We start from the raw sequence: 19,480 nt of genomic DNA, 5'->3' as shown, positions 1-19,480 counted from the left end.
CATGGGGATCTTCACCATTGCTCCCCGGCACCTTCGCTTCGCCATTAAATTAGCGTGTGCGGTGGTGCTGGCGTTATTCGTCGGCTTCCACTTTCAACTGGAAACCCCGCGCTGGGCGGTGCTGACGGCGGCTATTGTTGCCGCCGGTCCGGCATTCGCCGCCGGGGGAGAACCCTATTCTGGCGCCATCCGCTATCGCGGGATGCTGCGTATCGTCGGGACGTTTATCGGCTGTATTGCCGCGCTGGCGATAATCATTCTGATGATTCGCGCGCCGCTGCTGATGATGCTGGTGTGCTGTCTGTGGGCGGGTTTCTGCACCTGGATCTCCTCGCTGGTTCGCGTCGAAAACTCCTACGCGTGGGGGCTGGCAGGCTATACCGCGCTGATCATTATTATCACCATTCATACCGATCCGATGCTGGCGCCGCAGTTTGCCGTTGAGCGTTGCAGCGAGATTGTGGTGGGGATTGTCAGCGCCATCATGGCGGATCTGCTATTTTCCCCGCGCTCGATTAAGAAAGAGATCGATCTTGAACTGGATAACCTGCTGGTAGAACAGTACCGCCTGATGCAACTTTGTGTGGCGCATGGCGACAGCGAGGTGGTCGACAAAGCATGGGGGGCGCTGGTACGCCGGACTAACGCCCTGGAAGGCATGCGCGGCAACCTGATTATGGAGTCGTCGCGGTGGGCAAAGGTTAACCGCCGCCTGAAGGCCATTAACACCATCTCCCTGACGCTGATTACTCAGGCCTGTGAAACCTATTTAATCCAGAATTCACGCCCGGAAATGGTGACCGATGATTATCGCGAGCTGTTTGCCGAGCCGGTTGAAACCGTGCAGGACGTCCACCGACAGCTGAAGAGAATGCGCCGCTTTCTGACCTGGAAAGGGGAGCACAACACGCCGGTGACGATCTACAGCTGGGTGGGGGCGGCGACGCGCTATCTGCTGTTGAAACGCGGCGTGGTCGGCAATACCAAAATCAGCCGGATTGAAGATGAAGTGCTGCAGGATGAAGTGGTGATCAAAGCAGGGTCCGCCGAGCGTCATCATGCGATGGTCAACTTCTGGCGCACCTCCATCTCCTGCATCCTCGGTACGTTGTTCTGGCTGTGGACCGGCTGGACCTCCGGCAGCGGGGCGATGGTGATGATCGCCGTGGTGACCGCGCTGGCGATGCGCCTACCGAACCCGCGGATGGTGGCGCTCGATTTCCTCTACGGGATGCTGGTAGCCCTGCCGCTGGGGGCGCTGTTTTTCCTCGTGATTATGCCCGCGACGCAGCAAAGCATGCTGTTGCTGTGCATCAGCCTGGCGGTGATGGCATTCTTCATTGGGATTGAAGTCCAGAAGCGCCGGCTGGGATCGATGGGGGCGTTGGCAGGCACCATCAATATCCTGGTGCTGGACAACCCAATGCAGTTTCAGTTCAGCCAGTTTCTCGATAGTGCGCTGGGACAAATCGTCGGCTGTTTCCTGGCGCTGATGGTGATTCTGCTGGTGCGGGATAACTCTCGGGAGCGTACCGGGCGCGTGCTGCTGAATCAGTTTGTTTCGGCGGCGGTCTCATCGCTGACCACCAACACCGCCCGTCGCAAAGAGAACCATCTTCCCGCGCTTTATCAGCAGCTGTTCTTACTGTTGAATAAGTTTCCCGATGACATTGCCCGTTTCCGCCTCGCATTGACGCTGATTATTGCCCATCAACGTTTGCGGGACGCTCCGGTACCGGTCAACGAAGATCTCTCTGCATTCCATCGCCAGCTGCGACGCACCGCGGACCATATGATATCCGCCAGCAACGATGATAAGCGGCGTCGCTATTTCGCCCGTCTGCTTGAAGAGCTGGACGTTTATCAGGAAAAACTGCAGGCCTGGGAGGCATCGCCGCAGGTGACCGAACCGGTCCGGCGGCTGGTGGAGATGTTGCGAAAATACCAGTACGCCTTCACCAATCACTAACTCCCTGAAACCGACGCTGAAGCGTCGGTTTTTTTATCACTATACTTAATCGTCGGGGATATTCGCGTTTCGTTCAGGGAAGCAGGGAAAGAAACCCCGGCGCGTGCAAGTATGGGCAGTATTGGCGGGTGGCAATAGCGCGATGTTGACAGGGTGTGGGCGATGACTATCTATACATTTGATTTTGATGATATAGCCGATCAGCAGGATTTCTATCGTGAGTTTTCACAGAGCTTCTCGCTCAACCGCGAGCAGGTGAACAATCTGGACTCACTGTGGGAAGCCGTAACCGGCGGTCTGCTGCCGCTGCCGCTGGAGATTGAGTTTATTCACTTAAGCGATAAGCAGCGTCGGCGCTTTGGCGCCTTGATATTGCTGTTTGATGAAGCGGAAGAAGAGCTGGAAGGGGAGCTACGGTTTAACGCCAGGCAGGCATAAAAAAGCCCCCGACGGGCGGGGGCAAGTCGTCGGACAAGACGACGAGGGTTTATTTGTACAACTCAGCTGTAGCGTGCCAGCTATCGCCGGTACGGGCTTCAATAATACGGTAGCTGCTGGCGCCTTCTTTTTCGGCTTTAGCCGCCAGTTCATGGCGCATATCCATCGGGGCGCTGCCTACCTGAGAAACAGAGATGGTGCCCATCGACTGCAGGTTTTGAGCTTGTTCCGCGTTGACCTGATGTACGGCGGCACTCGCGCCGAAGGAGAGAACGGAAGCCAGGCCCAGGGATGCGATGATCATTGAACGTTTCATAATCTTTACTCCAACCATTTGTTGCAGCGGCGGGAGGCTTTATATGGGCCTGGGCCGCTGGAAATTATTCGTATTGAGTTCGTAACCGACAATCGTTACGTCTTATTTATAAAGCTCTGCCGTAGCGTGCCAGTGGTCACCGGTACGGGCTTCGATGATGCGATAAGAAGATGCACCTTCTTCCTGAGCTTTTTTGTTCAGCATTTCATGCATATCCATCGGGGAAGAACTCACCGCGCCGACGGAAATGGTACCGATTGACTGACGGCCTTGTGCCTGATCGCTGTTGATAGAGTCAGCGGCGAAAGCGCCAAATGACAGAACAGACAGGATGCTTAGTGCAGCGACAGTTGTTTTGATTTTCATGATGTTCACCTCGTCGAATCTTATTATTGAGGGCTCTTCGTTTCGTGACCCTCATCACAAAATCAAGTATACACTAATCACCAAAAATATTAATACCCTGCTAATGGTTGTATGAGTAAATAATTACAAAGAATTGTCGTTTTTATAACATATAAGAATTAGAAATGTCATTTACTCGCCATTCAGGTCTGATATAGCGATTAAAATCATATAGATAGGATGTTTTGATATTTTGTGCGCTTCCGGCGAGTTCATTCGGTAAAAGTATGTATAGAGGCCGAAAACCACACTAAATGTTAAAGAAATGCAATATTTTTGAAAAGACCCTCTGGTGGGGACCAGAGGGGAGGCTCTCAGAGTTCCTGTTCAAACAGAACGAGAATGGCGTCGTACAGATCTTTGACGGTGAAGCCTCTGGCCGGGGTCGTAAAGATGGTGTCATCCCCGGCAATGCTGCCGAGAATCCCTTCCGCTTTGCCGAGAGAGTCCAGCAGGCGAGCAATCAGCTGCGCTGCGCCCGGGCTGGTATGGATAACCACGACGGCATCGTTATAGTCGATATCCAACACGAGGTTTTTCAGCGGGCTGGAGGTCGTCGGAACGCCAAGCTCGGCAGGCAGGCAATAGACCATCTCCATTTTGGCGTTACGGGTACGAACCGCGCCAAATTTTGTCAACATGCGGGAGACTTTCGATTGGTTGATATTATCGAAACCTTCTTCCTGCAGCGCCTGGACGATTTCACCTTGAGAGCTGAACTTTTCTTCTTTAAGCAGCAGTTTAAACGCTTTAACCAGTTCTTCTTGTTTTGCCGAACTTCGCATAAGTCACCCAAATTATGGTGGTAAAAACAACATCATTATGCATAGTAATGAATTTTTATGCAAATAATCCGCAGGGGGATAAAGTAAATAATGTTATGAAGGGGGCATATTTTAGCAAATAACCCTGCTAAGGAACATGCCTTCATCACAGCGCGTAAATCGCTGTAAAAGTAAACTAAATGTTATGAGAATGATGTTGTTTTGCCGAGTGAGCTGGGTGTATTGTAACCAACAGTCGATCCGGTACTACGTTTTGCTGGATGGTCAGTCTCAGGGATGAAAATGCGAAGCGGATGCATCGCTGCGCACCAGAACGCATTCTTCAACCATACTTATTGTAATTGTTCATCTTGTGAATTAAGGTCCAGGCGACGGAGTAACGAAAGACTATATTAACCATAATAAGGAGTTTAGGATGAAAGTTGCAGTCCTCGGCGCCGCTGGTGGAATCGGCCAGGCGCTTGCCCTACTACTTAAGACCCAACTGCCTTCAGGTTCAGAACTCTCGTTGTACGACATTGCTCCGGTCACGCCGGGCGTGGCGGTTGATCTTAGCCATATCCCTACCGATGTAAAAATCAAAGGTTTCTCCGGTGAAGACGCAACTCCGGCGCTTGTTGGGGCTGATGTGGTGCTGATTTCCGCTGGCGTAGCCCGTAAGCCAGGCATGGATCGCTCCGATTTATTTAACGTTAACGCTGGTATCGTGAAGAACCTGGTACAGCAGATAGCGAAAACCTGCCCGCAAGCCTGCATCGGTATCATTACTAACCCGGTGAACACGACGGTGGCTATTGCGGCAGAAGTGCTGAAAAAAGCGGGCGTGTACGATAAGAACAAACTGTTTGGCGTTACCACGCTGGACATCATCCGTTCAAATACCTTTGTGGCTGAGCTGAAAGGTAAATCCGCATCCGACGTTGAAGTGCCGGTTATTGGCGGCCACTCCGGCGTGACCATCCTGCCGTTATTGTCGCAGATTGCTGGCGTGAGCTTCAGTGAGCAAGAAGTTGCCGATCTGACTAAACGCATCCAGAACGCCGGCACCGAAGTCGTTGAAGCCAAAGCCGGTGGTGGTTCTGCCACGCTTTCTATGGGGCAAGCGGCCGCCCGCTTTGGTCTTTCCTTAGTGCGTGCGATGCAGGGCGAGAAAGGCGTGGTCGAATGCGCTTATGTTGAAGGCGATGGCCAGTACGCGCGTTTCTTCTCACAGCCGTTACTGCTGGGCAAAAACGGCATCGAAGAGCGTCAGTCGTTCGGTAAGCTGAGCGCCTTTGAGCAACAGGCGCTGGAAGGCATGCTCGATACGCTGAAGAAAGATATCGCCCTGGGCGAAGATTTCGTCAATAAATAAAATGGCGATGCGATAAAAAAACCGGAGCCGCGGCTCCGGTTTTTTTATGTCGGTCAGTTGGTCGCCGGATATTCCTGAACGGCGATATGCAGAGTGATTTTTTTGTCATCGCGCATGATAACCACCGGAATTTCGGAGCCTGGGCGGATTTCCGCGACCTGGTCCATGGTTTCGAGGGCGGAAACCGCCGGTTTGTCATTCACCGAAATGATCACGTCGTTGGCGCGGATACCGGCCTGAGCCGCCGGACCATCCGGAGCAACGTCATTAACCACAATCCCCTGCAGCTGATCGATGCCGCCGCCCTGAGCATGCAGCGGCGCAATCTCGCGGCCGCTGATACCGATATAACCGCGGATCACGCGGCCATCGCGGATCAGCTTATCCATGATCTTGGTTGCCAGCTGGAAGGGAATCGCAAAGCCGATCCCTTCCGGCGTTTCACCATCATTACTTTTATCAAATGACAGCGTGTTGATACCCATCAGTTCGCCCAGCGAGTTCACCAGCGCGCCACCGGAGTTGCCGTGGTTGATTGATGCATCGGTTTGCAGGAAATTTTGCCGTCCGGTAGGGTTCAGGCCGATACGACCGGTAGCGCTGATAATCCCTTGAGTAATCGTCTGACCGAGGTTGTAAGGGTTACCAATCGCAAGGACGACATCGCCGATATGCGGCACTCGTTTCGGGTTGATAGGGATGACCGGCAGGCCGGCATTGGCGTTAATTTTTAATACCGCCAGGTCAGTCAGGGTGTCAGAGCCAACCAGTAACGCTTCAAAAACACGACCATCCTGCAGGGCGACAATAATCTGATCCGCATCATTAATGACGTGTTTGTTGGTCAGAATGTAACCACGCTGGTCCATGATAACGCCGGAGCCCAGAGTCAGCTGATTATGGCTGGTACCGTTCAGCGCGCGATTATAGACGTTGACCACCGCAGGGGCAGCGCGGCGAACGGCAGAATTATAGCTGGCGGGCGACTCGTCCGCGCTATCGTACTGGGTTGTTGTCGACAGATGCCATTGACGCAGCGAAGGCATTACGGCCAGAAGCAGGCCTCCGACGATCAAACCAATGAGTACAGAACGTAAAAACTTTCCAGGCATGATACCGGTATCGTTGATGGATGGACATGCGCAGCATAACACGAGTTATCCGGACATCGCACTGCGGGCGATGTCCGGAAATGCGTGTTATCGCAGCAGCAGATAGATGCTTTCGTTACCGCGAATGACGTTCAGAGCGATGACCGCCGGCTTGCTCTCCAGCACTTTACGTAGTTCGGCAATAGAGCGCACGCGCTCGCGGTTCAGGCCGATAATAATATCGTCCTTGTGCAGGCCAACCTGCGCCGCCGGGCTTCCTTTATCGACATTGTCGACGGCGACGCCTTTAGTGCCGTCTTTCATCTGACCGTCGCTCAGCGATGCCCCCTGAAGCGCAGGGATGATGAGATCGGCGCTGGCGGTAGACGAGGTGCTCTTATCCAGAGTGACTTCGACATCCAGCGGTTTCCCGTCGCGCAGCAGGCCCAGCTTCACTTTGGTGCCCGGCTCGGTCGTGGCAATTCGCGAACGCAGCTCGGCAAAGCTGCTCAGCGGTTTACCGTTCATGCTGACAATCACGTCGCCGGACTTAATCCCGGCTTTCGCCGAACCTGAATTCGGTAAGACTTCGCTGACGAAGGCCCCGCGCTGAGCGTCGATATTCATCGCTTTAGCAATATCCGCGCTCATTTCCATGCCCTTAATTCCCAGCAGGCCGCGTTTGATTTCGCCAAACTGGATCAGCTGTTGAGCGAGGGTTTGCGCCATATTACTCGGAATGGCAAAGCCAATGCCGACGCTGCCGCCGCCTGGCGCCAGAATCGCGGTGTTGATACCAATCAACTCGCCGTTCAGGTTCAGCAGCGCGCCGCCGGAATTACCCCGGTTAATAGAGGCATCGGTCTGGATAAAGTTCTCCAGCCCTTCAAGGTTCAGACCGCTGCGACCGAGTGCGGAAATAATGCCGGATGTGGCGGTCTGCCCGAGGCCAAATGGATTACCGACGGCCACGGCGAAATCGCCAACGCGAAGTTTATCGGAATCGGCGATCGCGATTTGCGTCAGATGGCTGGGGTTTTGTAATTGCAGCAGGGCGATATCGCTCTGATCGTCGCTGCCGACCAGCTTCGCATCAAATTCGCGCCCATCGTTGAGCTGAACACTGATTTTCTGTGCCTGGCTGATCACGTGATTATTAGTTAATACATAGCCTTTGGCGGCATCGATGATTACCCCGGAGCCCAGGCCTTCAAAAGGCTGAGCCTGCTCCTGCGGCGCATTGTCGCCAAAGAACTTTTTCAACTCTTCCGGCATGTTTTGCGTGGGGGCGGCGGTCCCTTCAACCTGGACGCTCACGACCGCGGGCAGCACTTTTTCCAGCATCGGCGCAAGGCTTGGCAAAGCCCCCTGGCCGGGTACCTGCGTGGGTAACGATGCCGTCGCCGTAGGTAAAACCGACAACGATAACCCGATGCTTAACGCTAACGCACTCAACAGCAAAGTCTGTTTCTTCATTAGTTGCTGGCTCTCGTAACCTGAGGTGTATGGAAAAACGTCCCGAATGGCCTGATGTTATTGAATTTTCAACCGGCTAACAATGCGGTCAATGATTAAATAATAGCTGGGATGTGGGGTTGAGGCGGGCGCAGGGAGTGCGCCCGGATAATATTTTTGCTGGCAGGGATAAATCAGTCGCGTTTTGCACCACCGCGCAGCAGGCCGGATGCGCCTTCAGAATAATCGCGCGGCATCTGGACCGGTGCCTGATCGTTGCCGGCTTCTGATTCCGCCAGACGATTGCGGAACGGGTTTGCGTCCGCCATGGTATCCGGCAGCAGACTGCTGGAGCTTTTTGCCATGTGCTGATACAGCTGGCGATAATCATCGGCCATGTTATCCAGCAGTTCAGCGCTGCGGGCAAAATGACTGACCAGCTCTTCACGATACTCTTCAAGCTCTGTTTTATTCTTTTCCAGTTCGAACTGCAGCGCCTGTTGTTGACGTAATTTGCGGTTGCCAAAACGCATGGCGACGGCACCGATGATGATACCGACAACTAGCCCAATTAGCGCATATTCCCAGGTCATGTACATCTCCCGTTGTTTTGTGGTTCCGTAGGGTGGCTGTAAGGCTCTCCGCCTGCGCCCGATAGTGCCACTATAACCGCTAATTCCACAGAAGTGGAATCCTGGCGTATCATCGCGTAGTGTAGAACGGCCTTTTTTTCGTCAATCGTGAGCTTCAGCATTACGGTTTTCAAGGAATAACAATTAGATCATGCAAAGCCTGTCCCCAACATCGCGTTACCTTTTAGCTCTCAAAGAGGGCAGCCATCAACCTGACGACGTCCAGCAAGAAGCGGTAAGCCGCCTCGATACTATCTATCATGAACTGCAGAATAAACCTGTTCCGGCGCCGCAAAGCAGCGGCCTGCGGGCAAAATTCGGCAAGCTGCTGGGTAAGCGTGAACCTGCCGTCGAGACGGCTGCCGTACGTGGCCTCTATATGTGGGGGGGCGTCGGGCGAGGGAAAACCTGGCTGATGGACCTTTTTTATCATAGCCTGCCTGGCGATCGTAAGCAGCGCCTGCACTTCCATCGCTTCATGCTGCGCGTCCATGAAGAGCTGGTGGCCCTGCAGGGGCACAGCGACCCGCTGGAAATCCTCGCCGACCGCTTCAAGGCGGAAACCGACGTTCTCTGTTTCGATGAGTTTTTTGTCTCCGATATTACTGACGCCATGCTGCTGGGCGGCCTGATGAAAGCCCTGTTCGCACGTGGCATCACGCTGGTGGCCACCTCGAACATCCCGCCAGATGAGCTCTATCGCAACGGCCTGCAGCGCGCCCGCTTCCTGCCCGCGATCGATGCGATTAAACAGCATTGCGACATTATGAATGTGGACGCGGGCATTGATTACCGCCTACGCACGCTGACGCAGGCCCACCTTTGGCTGTCGCCGCTCGATGCGCAGACGCAGCAGCAGATGGATAAACTATGGCTGGCATTAGCGGGTGCGAAACGCGAGCAGACGCCGACGCTGGAAATTAACCATCGACCGCTCCCGACATTAGGCGTCGAAAACCAGACGCTGGCGGCCTCGTTTGCCACATTGTGCGTGGACGCGCGCAGCCAGCACGATTACATCGCGCTTTCGCGCCTGTTCCATACCGTCATGTTATTTGATGTACCGGTGATGACGACGCAGCTGGAGAGCGAAGCCCGGCGGTTTATCGCCCTGGTGGATGAGTTCTACGAGCGGCACGTTAAGCTGGTTGTCAGCGCCGCGGTGCCGCTGTATGACATTTATCAGGGAGAGCGACTGAAGTTTGAGTTTCAGCGCTGCTTATCGCGCCTGCAGGAAATGCAAAGCGAAGAGTATTTGAAACGCCCGCATATGCCTTAACTGGCGGGCTTTCCCCTGCGCATCCTGTTGCCAGGGCACAAGGATATCGCACGGCAACGCGCCGTCGAAAAAAGCAGGTTCAAATCACATAAAGGGGTCGATCTTTGGCCCCGACTTCTCTATAATCTTGCGACCCCACGTTACAAGAAGGTTTTTTTCCCAAAACTTTCTATAGTGCCGGCATAGGCTATTCGAAGGGGTAGGTTTGCTGGACAATGTCGTGTGAACCTCAACTGACTAAACGTTTGGGTGTTCACCAACGTGTAACTTATTATTTGGGTAAGCTTTTAATGAAAACTTTTACAGCTAAACCAGAAACCGTAAAGCGCGACTGGTATGTTGTTGACGCGACCGGTAAAACTCTGGGCCGTCTGGCTTCTGAACTGGCTCGTCGCCTGCGCGGTAAGCACAAAGCGGAATACACTCCGCACGTCGATACTGGTGATTACATCATCGTTCTGAACGCAGAAAAAGTTGCTGTAACCGGCAACAAGCGCGAAGACAAAATGTATTACCATCACACCGGCCACATCGGTGGTATCAAAGAAGCGACCTTTGAAGAGATGATTGCTCGCCGTCCTGAGCGTGTGATTGAAATCGCGGTTAAAGGCATGTTGCCAAAAGGCCCGCTGGGTCGTGCTATGTACCGTAAACTGAAAGTTTACGCGGGTAACGAGCACAACCACGCGGCACAGCAACCGCAAGTTCTTGACATCTAATCGGGATTATAGGCAATGGCTGAAAATCAATATTACGGCACTGGTCGCCGCAAAAGTTCCGCAGCTCGCGTTTTCATCAAACCAGGCAGCGGCAAAATCGTTATCAACCAGCGTTCTCTGGAACAGTACTTCGGTCGTGAAACTGCCCGCATGGTAGTTCGTCAGCCGCTGGAACTGGTCGACATGGTTGAGAAACTGGATCTGTACATCACCGTTAAAGGTGGTGGTATCTCTGGTCAGGCTGGTGCGATCCGTCACGGTATCACCCGCGCTCTGATGGAGTATGATGAGTCCCTGCGTGGCGAACTGCGTAAAGCTGGCTTCGTTACCCGTGATGCTCGTCAGGTTGAACGTAAGAAAGTCGGTCTGCGTAAAGCACGTCGTCGTCCTCAGTTCTCCAAACGTTAATTGTTTTCTGCTTATGCAGAACAATTTGCGAAAAAACCCGCTTCGGCGGGTTTTTTTATGCATAAACCTGCGGTTATCCACAAGGAAATCGCCTGTTCTTACCACTTTTTCAGCATTTCCAGAATCCCCTCACCACAATGCCTTCAAGATCTGGTAAACTATCATCCAATTTTCTGCCCAAATGCTGGTGATTGTTCATTTTTTGTTTTTTAGGCATAAACAATAATGACTTCACGCGAATGGGGTTTTTACATCTGGCTGGCCACGCGTGGCTGGTAGCAGTACAAAAATTCTGAATATACCTGGAGGTTTTCATGGCTGTCGCTGCCAACAAACGTTCGGTAATGACGCTGTTTTCTGGTCCTACTGACATCTATAGCCACCAAGTCCGCATCGTGCTGGCAGAAAAAGGTGTTAGTTTTGAGATAGAGCACGTGGAGAAGGACAACCCACCTCAGGATCTGATTGACCTCAACCCGAATCAAAGCGTACCTACGCTGGTGGATCGTGAGCTCACTCTGTGGGAATCCCGCATCATTATGGAATATCTGGATGAGCGTTTCCCGCATCCACCGTTAATGCCGGTCTATCCGGTAGCGCGTGGAGAAAGTCGTCTGTACATGCAGCGTATCGAGAAAGACTGGTATTCGTTGATGAACACCATTCAGACCGGTACCGCCGCGCAAGCGGATACCGCACGTAAACAGCTGCGTGAAGAGCTGCAGGCGATCGCGCCTGTCTTCACTCAGAAACCTTACTTCCTGAGCGATGAGTTCAGCCTGGTTGATTGCTATCTGGCGCCGCTGCTGTGGCGTTTGCCGGTTCTCGGTGTTGAAGTTATTGGTGCCGGCGCGAAAGAGCTCAAGGGCTATATGACTCGCGTCTTTGAACGTGATTCCTTCCTCGCTTCTTTAACTGAAGCCGAGCGTGAAATGCGTCTCGGTCGGGGCTAACCGATGGATGTATCGCAGCTAACGCCGCGTCGCCCGTACCTACTGCGGGCGTTCTATGAGTGGCTGCTGGATAACCAGCTGACTCCACACCTGGTTGTGGATGTGACACTGCCAAACGTACAGGTTCCGATGGAGTATGCGCGCGACGGGCAAATCGTTCTGAATATTGCTCCGCGCGCCGTGGGTAATCTGGAACTGGCTAATGACGAAGTACGCTTCAACGCGCGCTTCGGCGGTGTCCCGCGTAACGTTTCCGTGCCTATGGCTGCCGTACTGGCTATCTATGCTCGTGAAAACGGCGCGGGTACTATGTTCGAACCTGAAGCGGCTTACGATGAAGAGGTCAGCACTCTGAATGATGACGATGCATCGGTAAGCAATGAAAGCGAGACGGTCATGTCGGTGATCGATGGCGATAAGCCGGATCATCATGATGATGACCCGGATGATACGCCGCCGCCGCCGCGCGGTGGGCGTCCGGCGCTGCGCGTCGTGAAATAATCCAGCAGGTCGTGGATTTCATATTGCAGGCCCTTCGGGGCCTGTTCTGTTATCTACGCCGCCAGCATGGCATTCTTGTGTTAAGATGGTTCGGTCGTCACTTGCTGTCACACATCACACATGGTCCCTATGAGCGCATTTGATCCCCAGACAGAAGAAGCATCCACCCCCATCGGTAACAGCCTGCACCGCCGCCCTCTGGCGCGCAAAAAGCTGTCGGAGATGGTAGAAGAAGAGCTCGAGAATATGATTCGCCGCCGTGAGTTTGCCGAAGGCGAGCAGCTACCTTCTGAACGTGAGCTGATGACTTTTTTCAACGTCGGGCGACCTTCTGTGCGCGAAGCTCTGGCCGCGTTAAAGCGTAAAGGACTGGTGCAGATTAACAACGGTGAACGCGCCCGCGTCTCCCGGCCTTCTGCCGACACCATCATTGGCGAACTTTCGGGGATGGCGAAGGATTTTCTCTCTCACCCCGGTGGGATCGCGCATTTTGAACAGCTGCGTCTGTTTTTCGAGTCCAGCCTGGTCCGCTATGCAGCGGAGCACGCCAGCGACGAGCAGGTTGCAAAGCTGGAGCAGGCGCTGAAGATCAACAGCCAGTCGCTGGATGATAACGCGCTGTTTATCCGTTCAGACGTTGAATTTCACCGCGTGCTGGCGGAAATTCCCGGTAATCCTATCTTCCTGGCTATCCATGTCGCCCTGCTGGACTGGCTCATCGCCGCACGCCCTACCGTCCCGGAGCACGAGCTTCACGAACATAATAACGTAAGCTATCAACAACATATCGACATCGTTGATGCGATCCGCCGCCATGATCCTGATGAGGCCGATCGCGCCCTGCAGACCCACCTCAATAGCGTTTCCGCCACCTGGCACGCCTTCGGCCAGAAAAAACAATCACGTAAGTAACAAGACCGATCGTCTGGATCCTCGTTTAGTGAAGCCGATCGCATAATAAGCGTTCCCTATGAGGTCGTCGCGTAATTCGTCTGGTATAACAGGTATAAAGGTACACAGTTAATCATAACAAATAGCATACGAGGTGAGATATGGCGGTTAATTTACGTGGAGTCATGGCAGCGCTGCTTACGCCGTTTGACGGGGAACAAAAGCTGGATAAAGAGAGTCTGCGCCGGCTGGTACGTTTCAATTTGAGTCAGGGAATCGACGGGTTGTACGTTGGCGGTTCGACCGGTGAAGCTTTTGTGCAAAGCAGTGCAGAACGTCAGCAAGTGCTGGAGATCGTAGCGGAAGAAGCGAAGGGAAAAATGACGCTGATTGCCCATGTTGGCTGCGTCAGCACGCTGGAGAGCCAGCGACTGGCTGAAGCTGCGGAGAGCTATGGCTATGATGCCGTGTCCGCCGTCACGCCGTTCTACTATCCCTTCAGCTTTGAAGAGCACTGCGCCCACTACCAGGCCATTATTGATTCAGCCAATGGCTTACCGATGGTGGTCTACAACATCCCGGCGCTGAGCGGCGTGAAGCTCTCCCTGGATCAGATCAATACGCTGGTGAGGCTGCCGGGCGTGGGGGCATTGAAGCAGACCTCAGGCGATCTTTACCAGATGGAGCAGATCCGCCGGGCGCATCCGGATCTGGTGCTTTACAACGGCTATGACGAGATTTTTGCTTCTGGCTTGCTGGCCGGCGCCGATGGCGGGATCGGTAGCACCTATAACATTATGGGCTGGCGCTATCAGGGGATCGTGAAAGCGCTGCGGGCGGGCGATATAGCGGAAGCGCAAAGGCTGCAGTGTGAATGCAACAAGGCGATCGATCTGCTGATTAAAACCGGCGTATTCCGGGGGCTGAAAACCGTGCTGCACTACATGGATGTGGTCGCTGAACCGCTATGTCGCAAACCGTTCGCTCCGGTTGCTGAGCAGTTCTTGCCGGAGCTGAAAGCGCTGGCGCAACAGCTGCAGCAGGAGAAAGCGCGGCTGGCTTGAGGTTAGCGGTTTCCCCGCCGCATTGTGCGAGCGGGGATATTCCCGGATGGAGGCGCTATGCGCCCGGTCCGGGTCACAACACGGTCTATATCGGGTGCGGTGATAGCGACATCTGGTATGGCAAACCAAGCGTGGGTCTGACCCATCGCGGGAGAGTAAAATGATCGCAACGACCGAGAACATCCCGTGGTATCGCCATCTCAACCGGGCGCAGTGGCGGGCTTTCTCCGCCGCCTGGCTGGGATATTTGCTTGATGGTTTTGATTTTGTCCTGATTGCCCTGGTGTTGACAGAAATCCAGGCTGACTTTGGTCTGACAACCGTAGAGGCGGCGAGTCTGATCTCAGCCGCCTTCATTTCTCGCTGGTTTGGCGGCCTGATGCTGGGCGCAATGGGCGATCGTTACGGACGGCGGCTGGCTATGGTCACCAGTATTATTCTCTTTTCCGTCGGCACGCTGGCCTGCGGCTTTGCCACCGGTTTTACCACCCTGTTTATCGCCCGTCTGGTGATTGGCATGGGGATGGCGGGGGAATATGGATCCAGTGCGACCTATGTCATTGAAAGCTGGCCAAAGCAGCTGCGTAACAAGGCCAGTGGTTTTCTGATCTCCGGCTTTTCCGTCGGGGCGGTGATTGCCGCGCAAATCTACAGCCTGGTGGTACCGGTCTGGGGATGGCGTGCGCTCTTTTTCATTGGCATCGTGCCGATTATTTTTGCGCTGTGGCTGCGGAAAAACATCCCGGAAGCCGAAGACTGGAAAGAGAAGCATCAGGGTAAGGCGCCGGTGCGGACCATGGTGGATATCCTCTACTGCGGTAAACACCGGGCGATCAATATTTTCCTGACCATTGTGGCGGCGACGGCGCTGTGGTTCTGTTTCGCCGGCGAGCTCAACAATGCCGGAATCGTGGTCGCACTGGGGCTGCTCTGCACCACGATCTTTATCAGCTTTATGGTGCAAAGCAGCGGTAAACGCTGGCCAACGGGCGTGACGCTGATGGTAGTCGTCCTGTTCGCCTTTCTCTATTCATGGCCTATCCAGGCGCTTTTGCCCACCTATCTTAAAACGGAGCTCGCTTACGATCATACGACCGTGGCGAAGGTGCTGTTCTTCAGCGGTTTTGGTGCGGCGGTCGGCTGTTGCGTCGGCGGTTTTCTCGGTGACTGGCTGGGAACGCGCAAAGCCTATGTCTGTAGCCTGCTGGCTTCCCAGCTGTTGATTATTCCCGTCTTTGCTATCGGCGGCACCAACGTGTGGGTGTTGGGACTGTTACTGTTCTTCCAGCAGATGCTTGGGCAGGGGATCTCCGGGATCTTGCCTAAATTGATCGGCGGCTATTTCGATACCGATCAGCGTGCTGCGGGCCTGGGTTTTACCTATAACGTCGGGGCCTTAGGTGGGGCGATCGCGCCGATTCTCGGTGCGCTGATCGCGCAGCGGATGGATCTGGGCACGACGCTGGGATCGCTCTCTTTCGGCCTGACCTTTGTGGTGATCCTGCTTATCGGACTGGATATGCCCTCGCGTGTTCAGCGCTGGATCCGCCCGGAAGCGGTGCGAACTCACGATGCGATTGATGGCAGGCCCCTGAGCGGCGCAGTGCCGTTCGGTGCCGGTAAAAGTGAATTAATGAAAACCAGGTAATCTGCGCCCGGCCCTCGGGCCGGGCATTGAGCATACTCAGGGAGTTATTATGTCTTTGCTTGAACAACTGGATAACCGCATCCACGCCAGCGGCGGGTTAATTGTCTCCTGTCAGCCGGTCCCCGGTAGCCCGCTGGATACGCCGGCGATTGTCGCGGCGATGGCGCTGGCGGCCGAACAGGCCGGGGCGGTGGCATTGCGTATCGAAGGCGTTGAGAATCTGCGTGCGACCCGCGCAAGGGTGACCGTACCCATTATCGGTATTCTCAAACGTGACCTCGATGATTCGCCGGTACGCATTACCCCATTTTTAGAGGATGTTGATGCTCTGGCGCAGGCGGGGGCGGATATTATTGCTTTCGATGGTACCCGTCGGCCGCGCCCGGTGGCGGTGGAAGCCCTGCTGGCCCGTATCCATCAGCAGCACAAGCTGGCAATGGCCGACTGTTCATCCGTGGCAGATGGGGTGTTCTGTCAGCAGCTCGGTACGGAAATTATCGGCACCACCCTGTCGGGGTATACCACGGCGCACACGCCGGAAGAGCCTGATTTGGCGCTGGTACAGGCGCTACACGCAGCGGGCTGTCGGGTGATTGCCGAAGGGCGCTACAACACGCCAGCGCAGGCGGCAGAGGCCATGCGTCACGGCGCCTGGGCGGTGACCGTAGGCTCCGCCATTACGCGGCTGGAACACATTTGCGAGTGGTACAATACGGCGCTGAAAAAGGCGGTGCAATGACGACGCTGGCGATTGATATTGGCGGCACCAAGCTAGCCGCCGCACTGATAGACAGCCGATTGACCCTCCTGGAGCGACGTGAAGTCCCCACGCCAGCCAGTCAGACGCCGGCGGCATTAGCTGCCGCGCTGGCGGCGCTGGTGGCCCCTCTCTCGACGCGCGCGGATCGTTTTGCTATCGCCTCCACCGGCATCATTCGGGACGGCATTCTGACGGCCATCAATCCAGAAAATCTGGGAGGACTGGCGCATTTTCCCCTGCAGGTGTGTTTATCCGACCTCACGGCGTTGCCCGGTATTTCCCTCAATGATGCTCAGGCCGCAGCATGGGCGGAATATCATGCGCTGCCGGAGAAAGTCAGCGAGATGCTCTTTTTGACCGTTTCAACCGGCGTTGGCGGGGGGATCGTCAGCCAGGGCAGGCTGCTGACCGGTCGCGGAGGTCTGGCCGGTCATTGTGGCCATACGCTGGCGGATCCTGATGGACCACTCTGCGGCTGCGGCCGGAAAGGCTGTGTCGAGGCTATCGCTTCCGGGCGCGGCATCGCGGCGGCGGCCGGCGGTGAGCTCAGCGGGCTGGATGCAAAAGCGATATTTGCTCTGGCGAGCGAGGGACACCCGCAGGCGGAGATATTGATTCAGCGATCGGCACGTACGCTGGCCCGACTGATTGCTGACCTGAAGGCCGTTACGGACTGCGCCTGCGTTGTGATCGGCGGCAGTATCGGTCTTGCAGGCGGCTACCTGCCGCGGGTTGAGAAGTACTTGTCACAAGAACCTGCGGTCTATCATGTTCCGCTGCGGGAAGCTTATTATCTGCATGATGCGGGCCTGTTAGGGGCGGCATTATGGGCACAGGGAGGAAAGATATGATTCTGGGTCATCTACGGCAGCCTTCGCATGCCGGTCTTCCGGCGGTTCTGGTCCGGGCTATCGCCCTGGCGCAGGCCCACGATCTGCACACTATCGCCCCCGGGCGCTATGAGCTGCAGGGCGACAATGTATTGATGAACGTCATGCAGTTTCATAGCGGTGTGCCGGAAGAGAAAAAAGCCGAACTGCATAGCCAGTTTATCGATATCCAGATTTTACTGGCGGGGGAAGAGCGGATCTTTTATGGCGTGGCGGGGTCGGCCTGTGAGTGCGAAGAAGCGCATCCTGACGAGGATTATCAGCTTTGTCGTCGGATACGCGGGGAACAGGTACTGACCTTGCATCCGGATATGTTTGCGGTTTTCATGCCCGATGAACCACACAAACCCGGTTGCCAGGTCGGGCACAGCGCCGGGATTAAAAAAGTGGTCATTAAGGTCCGCGCCGCTCTGCTGGCATGATAAAAAAGCCCGCGGGCTTGCGCCAGCGGGCTCTGTCAGAGACCCGGACAGACAGTTTATCCGGGTTTATTGATTACACTTCCAGGTAGTTCAGGATCCCGTCAGCCGCTTTACGACCTTCGGCAATCGCCGTCACCACCAGATCGGAACCGCGCACGATATCGCCGCCGGCAAAGATTTTCGGGTTACTGGTCTGGAATGCGTTTTCATGGCCTTCCGGCGCAATAATACGGCCCTGAGAATCCAGCTCAACGTCGTGCTTCGCCAGCCACTCCATGCTGTGCGGGCGGAAACCAAACGCCATCACCACCGCATCTGCCGGGACCACGTGCTCGGAGCCTGCGACGATCTCCGCACGACGACGCCCCTTGGCATCCGGCTGGCCCATCTCGGTACGCGCCATTTTCACGCCGCACACTTTGCCGTTAGCATTCACTTCTACGCCCAGAGGCTGAACGTTGAACTGGAACTCGACGCCCTCTTCACGCGCGTTTTTCACTTCGCGTTTGGAGCCCGGCATGTTTTCTTCGTCGCGACGGTAGGCGCAAATAACGTGAGTCGCGCCCTGACGTACGGAAGTACGCACGCAGTCCATCGCGGTGTCGCCACCGCCGAGAACCACCACGCGTTTGCCTTCCATATTGACGTAAGGCTCGCTTGCCGTTTCGCCAAAGCCCATGGTCTGCTTGGTGTTGGCAATCAGGAACGGCAGCGCATCAAAGACACCATTCGCGTCTTCGTTTTCCAGCCCGCCACGCATGGACTGATAGGTCCCCACGCCGAGGAACACGGCGTCGTAATCTTTCAGCAGATCGTCAAGCTGAACGTCACGGCCCACTTCGATATTGAGTTTGAACTCAATCCCCATGCCGGTGAAAATTTCACGGCGGCGGGTCATCACCTCTTTTTCCAGCTTAAACGCCGGGATACCGAAGGTCAGCAGGCCACCGATTTCCGGATGGCGATCGAATACCACGGCTTTGACGCCGTTGCGGGTCAGGACGTCTGCGCAGGCCAGTCCTGCCGGACCAGCACCGACGATCGCCACCGTTTTACCGGTTGGTTTCACGCCGGAGAGATCCGGGCGCCAGCCCATCTCGAACGCTTTATCGTTGATATAGCGTTCGATGTTGCCGATAGTCACCGCGCCGAACTCGTCGTTCAGCGTACAGGAGCCTTCGCACAGACGGTCCTGCGGGCAGACGCGCCCGCAGACTTCCGGCAGGGTGTTGGTCTGATGCGACAGTTCTGCCGCTTCAAAAATACGCCCCTCATTGGCCAGCTTCAGCCAGTTCGGGATGTAGTTATGGACCGGACATTTCCATTCGCAGTACGGGTTGCCGCAGGACAGGCAGCGGTCTGCCTGGGCTTTGGCCTGGCCTTCTGAAAACGGCTCGTAAATTTCTACAAATTCAATTTTACGGATCTTCAGCGGTTTCTTTGGCGGATCAACGCGCTGTAAGTCGATAAACTGGTATACGTTCTGGCTCATCTGAATTC

21 protein-coding genes are annotated in these 19,480 nt (G+C 55.1%); 14 read left to right on the top strand and 7 right to left on the bottom strand.

The window, feature by feature from the left end; translation table 11 throughout:
- The first annotated feature begins 1 nt into the window (after position 1).
- Both aaeB and MC50_RS05790 read left to right on the top strand, forming a co-directional pair.
- Entirely contained in the window at positions 2-1,969 is a 1,968-nt protein-coding gene (gene aaeB, locus MC50_RS05795) for a p-hydroxybenzoic acid efflux pump subunit AaeB (protein ID WP_046853409.1), read from the top strand.
- A gap of 162 nt (positions 1,970-2,131) precedes the next feature.
- Complete coding sequence (locus MC50_RS05790) at positions 2,132-2,407, top strand: barstar family protein (protein WP_032690548.1); 276 nt, start codon at positions 2,132-2,134, stop codon at positions 2,405-2,407.
- A gap of 49 nt (positions 2,408-2,456) precedes the next feature.
- On the opposite strand, the gene yhcN-B is transcribed toward MC50_RS05790, so the two are convergent.
- The 3 genes from yhcN-B to argR form a co-directional block, all read right to left on the bottom strand.
- Positions 2,457-2,723 (bottom strand): DUF1471 family stress response protein YhcN-B, encoded by a 267-nt coding sequence (yhcN-B, locus tag MC50_RS05785; RefSeq protein ID WP_004868249.1) that lies wholly within the window; start codon positions 2,721-2,723, stop codon positions 2,457-2,459.
- A 102-nt stretch (positions 2,724-2,825) separates the two neighbouring features.
- Positions 2,826-3,089 carry a peroxide/acid stress response protein YhcN gene (yhcN, locus tag MC50_RS05780; protein ID WP_004868247.1) on the bottom strand — a complete coding sequence of 88 codons (264 nt, stop codon included), beginning with the start codon at positions 3,087-3,089 and terminating at the stop codon, positions 2,826-2,828.
- A 353-nt stretch (positions 3,090-3,442) separates the two neighbouring features.
- Positions 3,443-3,913, bottom strand: a complete 471-nt coding sequence (gene argR / locus MC50_RS05775) for a transcriptional regulator ArgR (RefSeq protein ID WP_004868245.1) — start codon at positions 3,911-3,913, stop codon at positions 3,443-3,445.
- A gap of 415 nt (positions 3,914-4,328) precedes the next feature.
- On the opposite strand from argR, the gene mdh reads away from it, so the two are divergent.
- The gene (mdh, locus tag MC50_RS05770; protein ID WP_004868243.1) at positions 4,329-5,267 is read left to right on the top strand and encodes a malate dehydrogenase; all 939 of its coding nucleotides are present in this window, start codon (positions 4,329-4,331) and stop codon (positions 5,265-5,267) included.
- A gap of 53 nt (positions 5,268-5,320) precedes the next feature.
- Here the strand turns inward: mdh and degS are convergent, their stop codons facing one another.
- From degS to zapG, 3 genes are all read right to left on the bottom strand, one after another.
- Positions 5,321-6,379 (bottom strand): outer membrane-stress sensor serine endopeptidase DegS, encoded by a 1,059-nt coding sequence (gene degS, locus MC50_RS05765; protein ID WP_032690699.1) that lies wholly within the window; start codon positions 6,377-6,379, stop codon positions 5,321-5,323.
- An 87-nt stretch (positions 6,380-6,466) separates the two neighbouring features.
- A complete protein-coding gene (gene degQ, locus MC50_RS05760) occupies positions 6,467-7,834 on the bottom strand; it encodes a serine endoprotease DegQ (protein WP_032690549.1) in 1,368 nt (455 codons plus the stop codon).
- A 173-nt stretch (positions 7,835-8,007) separates the two neighbouring features.
- Positions 8,008-8,406, bottom strand: a complete 399-nt coding sequence (gene zapG / locus MC50_RS05755) for a Z-ring associated protein ZapG (RefSeq protein ID WP_004868227.1) — start codon at positions 8,404-8,406, stop codon at positions 8,008-8,010.
- Positions 8,407-8,596: 190 nt separating this feature from the next.
- Here zapG and zapE point away from each other — a divergent pair, with 190 nt between their 5' ends.
- From zapE to nanQ, 11 genes are all read left to right on the top strand, one after another.
- The gene (gene zapE, locus MC50_RS05750; RefSeq protein WP_032690550.1) at positions 8,597-9,724 is read left to right on the top strand and encodes a cell division protein ZapE; all 1,128 of its coding nucleotides are present in this window, start codon (positions 8,597-8,599) and stop codon (positions 9,722-9,724) included.
- A gap of 290 nt (positions 9,725-10,014) precedes the next feature.
- The gene (gene rplM / locus MC50_RS05745) at positions 10,015-10,443 is read left to right on the top strand and encodes a 50S ribosomal protein L13 (protein ID WP_004868222.1); all 429 of its coding nucleotides are present in this window, start codon (positions 10,015-10,017) and stop codon (positions 10,441-10,443) included.
- 15 nt (positions 10,444-10,458) lie between these two features.
- Entirely contained in the window at positions 10,459-10,851 is a 393-nt protein-coding gene (gene rpsI / locus MC50_RS05740) for a 30S ribosomal protein S9 (RefSeq protein ID WP_003025138.1), read from the top strand.
- A gap of 314 nt (positions 10,852-11,165) precedes the next feature.
- Positions 11,166-11,804, top strand: coding sequence for a stringent starvation protein SspA (gene sspA / locus MC50_RS05730; RefSeq protein WP_004868218.1), 639 nt, complete (start codon positions 11,166-11,168; stop codon positions 11,802-11,804).
- A 3-nt stretch (positions 11,805-11,807) separates the two neighbouring features.
- Positions 11,808-12,305: a ClpXP protease specificity-enhancing factor gene (sspB, locus tag MC50_RS05725; protein ID WP_032690551.1), complete on the top strand. Its 498-nt coding sequence runs from the start codon at positions 11,808-11,810 to the stop codon at positions 12,303-12,305.
- A 120-nt stretch (positions 12,306-12,425) separates the two neighbouring features.
- On the top strand, positions 12,426-13,217 hold the full coding sequence (gene nanR, locus MC50_RS05720) for a transcriptional regulator NanR (protein ID WP_015585646.1): 792 nt from the start codon (positions 12,426-12,428) through the stop codon (positions 13,215-13,217).
- Positions 13,218-13,357: 140 nt separating this feature from the next.
- Positions 13,358-14,260 (top strand): N-acetylneuraminate lyase, encoded by a 903-nt coding sequence (nanA, locus tag MC50_RS05715; RefSeq protein ID WP_032690552.1) that lies wholly within the window; start codon positions 13,358-13,360, stop codon positions 14,258-14,260.
- A 160-nt stretch (positions 14,261-14,420) separates the two neighbouring features.
- Positions 14,421-15,908: an MFS transporter gene (locus tag MC50_RS05710; RefSeq protein ID WP_032698721.1), complete on the top strand. Its 1,488-nt coding sequence runs from the start codon at positions 14,421-14,423 to the stop codon at positions 15,906-15,908.
- Positions 15,909-15,957: 49 nt separating this feature from the next.
- Positions 15,958-16,647, top strand: a complete 690-nt coding sequence (locus MC50_RS05705) for an N-acetylmannosamine-6-phosphate 2-epimerase (protein WP_032690554.1) — start codon at positions 15,958-15,960, stop codon at positions 16,645-16,647.
- Positions 16,644-17,519: an N-acetylmannosamine kinase gene (nanK, locus tag MC50_RS05700; RefSeq protein WP_047663531.1), complete on the top strand. Its 876-nt coding sequence runs from the start codon at positions 16,644-16,646 to the stop codon at positions 17,517-17,519. The genes MC50_RS05705 and nanK overlap by 4 nt, the downstream gene beginning before the upstream one ends.
- On the top strand, positions 17,516-17,980 hold the full coding sequence (gene nanQ, locus MC50_RS05695) for an N-acetylneuraminate anomerase (protein ID WP_032697428.1): 465 nt from the start codon (positions 17,516-17,518) through the stop codon (positions 17,978-17,980). Before nanK ends, nanQ begins: the two co-directional genes overlap by 4 nt.
- Before the next feature lie 73 nt (positions 17,981-18,053).
- Here the strand turns inward: nanQ and MC50_RS05690 are convergent, their stop codons facing one another.
- Positions 18,054-19,472 (bottom strand): glutamate synthase small subunit, encoded by a 1,419-nt coding sequence (locus MC50_RS05690; RefSeq protein ID WP_032697430.1) that lies wholly within the window; start codon positions 19,470-19,472, stop codon positions 18,054-18,056.
- Between the last annotated feature and the right edge of the window lie 8 nt (positions 19,473-19,480).

This window comes from Klebsiella planticola (assembly GCF_000783935.2).
GTDB lineage: Bacteria > Pseudomonadota > Gammaproteobacteria > Enterobacterales > Enterobacteriaceae > Klebsiella > Klebsiella planticola.
The sequence above is the reverse complement of the archived record's forward strand: the minus strand, read 5'-3'. Positions and strand labels throughout refer to the sequence as shown.

Coding starts and splice junctions, on each gene's coding strand:
- MC50_RS05705 (WP_032690554.1), top strand. CDS start 15,958: ATGTCTTTGCTTGAACAACTGGATAACCGCATCCACGCCAGCGGCGGG.
- aaeB (WP_046853409.1), top strand. CDS start 2: ATGGGGATCTTCACCATTGCTCCCCGGCACCTTCGCTTCGCCATTAAA.
- degS (WP_032690699.1), bottom strand. CDS start 6,379: ATGCCTGGAAAGTTTTTACGTTCTGTACTCATTGGTTTGATCGTCGGA.
- nanQ (WP_032697428.1), top strand. CDS start 17,516: ATGATTCTGGGTCATCTACGGCAGCCTTCGCATGCCGGTCTTCCGGCG.
- rpsI (WP_003025138.1), top strand. CDS start 10,459: ATGGCTGAAAATCAATATTACGGCACTGGTCGCCGCAAAAGTTCCGCA.
- mdh (WP_004868243.1), top strand. CDS start 4,329: ATGAAAGTTGCAGTCCTCGGCGCCGCTGGTGGAATCGGCCAGGCGCTT.
- nanK (WP_047663531.1), top strand. CDS start 16,644: ATGACGACGCTGGCGATTGATATTGGCGGCACCAAGCTAGCCGCCGCA.
- MC50_RS05790 (WP_032690548.1), top strand. CDS start 2,132: ATGACTATCTATACATTTGATTTTGATGATATAGCCGATCAGCAGGAT.
- zapG (WP_004868227.1), bottom strand. CDS start 8,406: ATGACCTGGGAATATGCGCTAATTGGGCTAGTTGTCGGTATCATCATC.
- zapE (WP_032690550.1), top strand. CDS start 8,597: ATGCAAAGCCTGTCCCCAACATCGCGTTACCTTTTAGCTCTCAAAGAG.
- sspB (WP_032690551.1), top strand. CDS start 11,808: ATGGATGTATCGCAGCTAACGCCGCGTCGCCCGTACCTACTGCGGGCG.
- nanR (WP_015585646.1), top strand. CDS start 12,426: ATGGTCCCTATGAGCGCATTTGATCCCCAGACAGAAGAAGCATCCACC.
- degQ (WP_032690549.1), bottom strand. CDS start 7,834: ATGAAGAAACAGACTTTGCTGTTGAGTGCGTTAGCGTTAAGCATCGGG.
- yhcN-B (WP_004868249.1), bottom strand. CDS start 2,723: ATGAAACGTTCAATGATCATCGCATCCCTGGGCCTGGCTTCCGTTCTC.
- rplM (WP_004868222.1), top strand. CDS start 10,015: ATGAAAACTTTTACAGCTAAACCAGAAACCGTAAAGCGCGACTGGTAT.
- nanA (WP_032690552.1), top strand. CDS start 13,358: ATGGCGGTTAATTTACGTGGAGTCATGGCAGCGCTGCTTACGCCGTTT.
- MC50_RS05690 (WP_032697430.1), bottom strand. CDS start 19,472: ATGAGCCAGAACGTATACCAGTTTATCGACTTACAGCGCGTTGATCCG.
- argR (WP_004868245.1), bottom strand. CDS start 3,913: ATGCGAAGTTCGGCAAAACAAGAAGAACTGGTTAAAGCGTTTAAACTG.
- sspA (WP_004868218.1), top strand. CDS start 11,166: ATGGCTGTCGCTGCCAACAAACGTTCGGTAATGACGCTGTTTTCTGGT.
- yhcN (WP_004868247.1), bottom strand. CDS start 3,089: ATGAAAATCAAAACAACTGTCGCTGCACTAAGCATCCTGTCTGTTCTG.
- MC50_RS05710 (WP_032698721.1), top strand. CDS start 14,421: ATGATCGCAACGACCGAGAACATCCCGTGGTATCGCCATCTCAACCGG.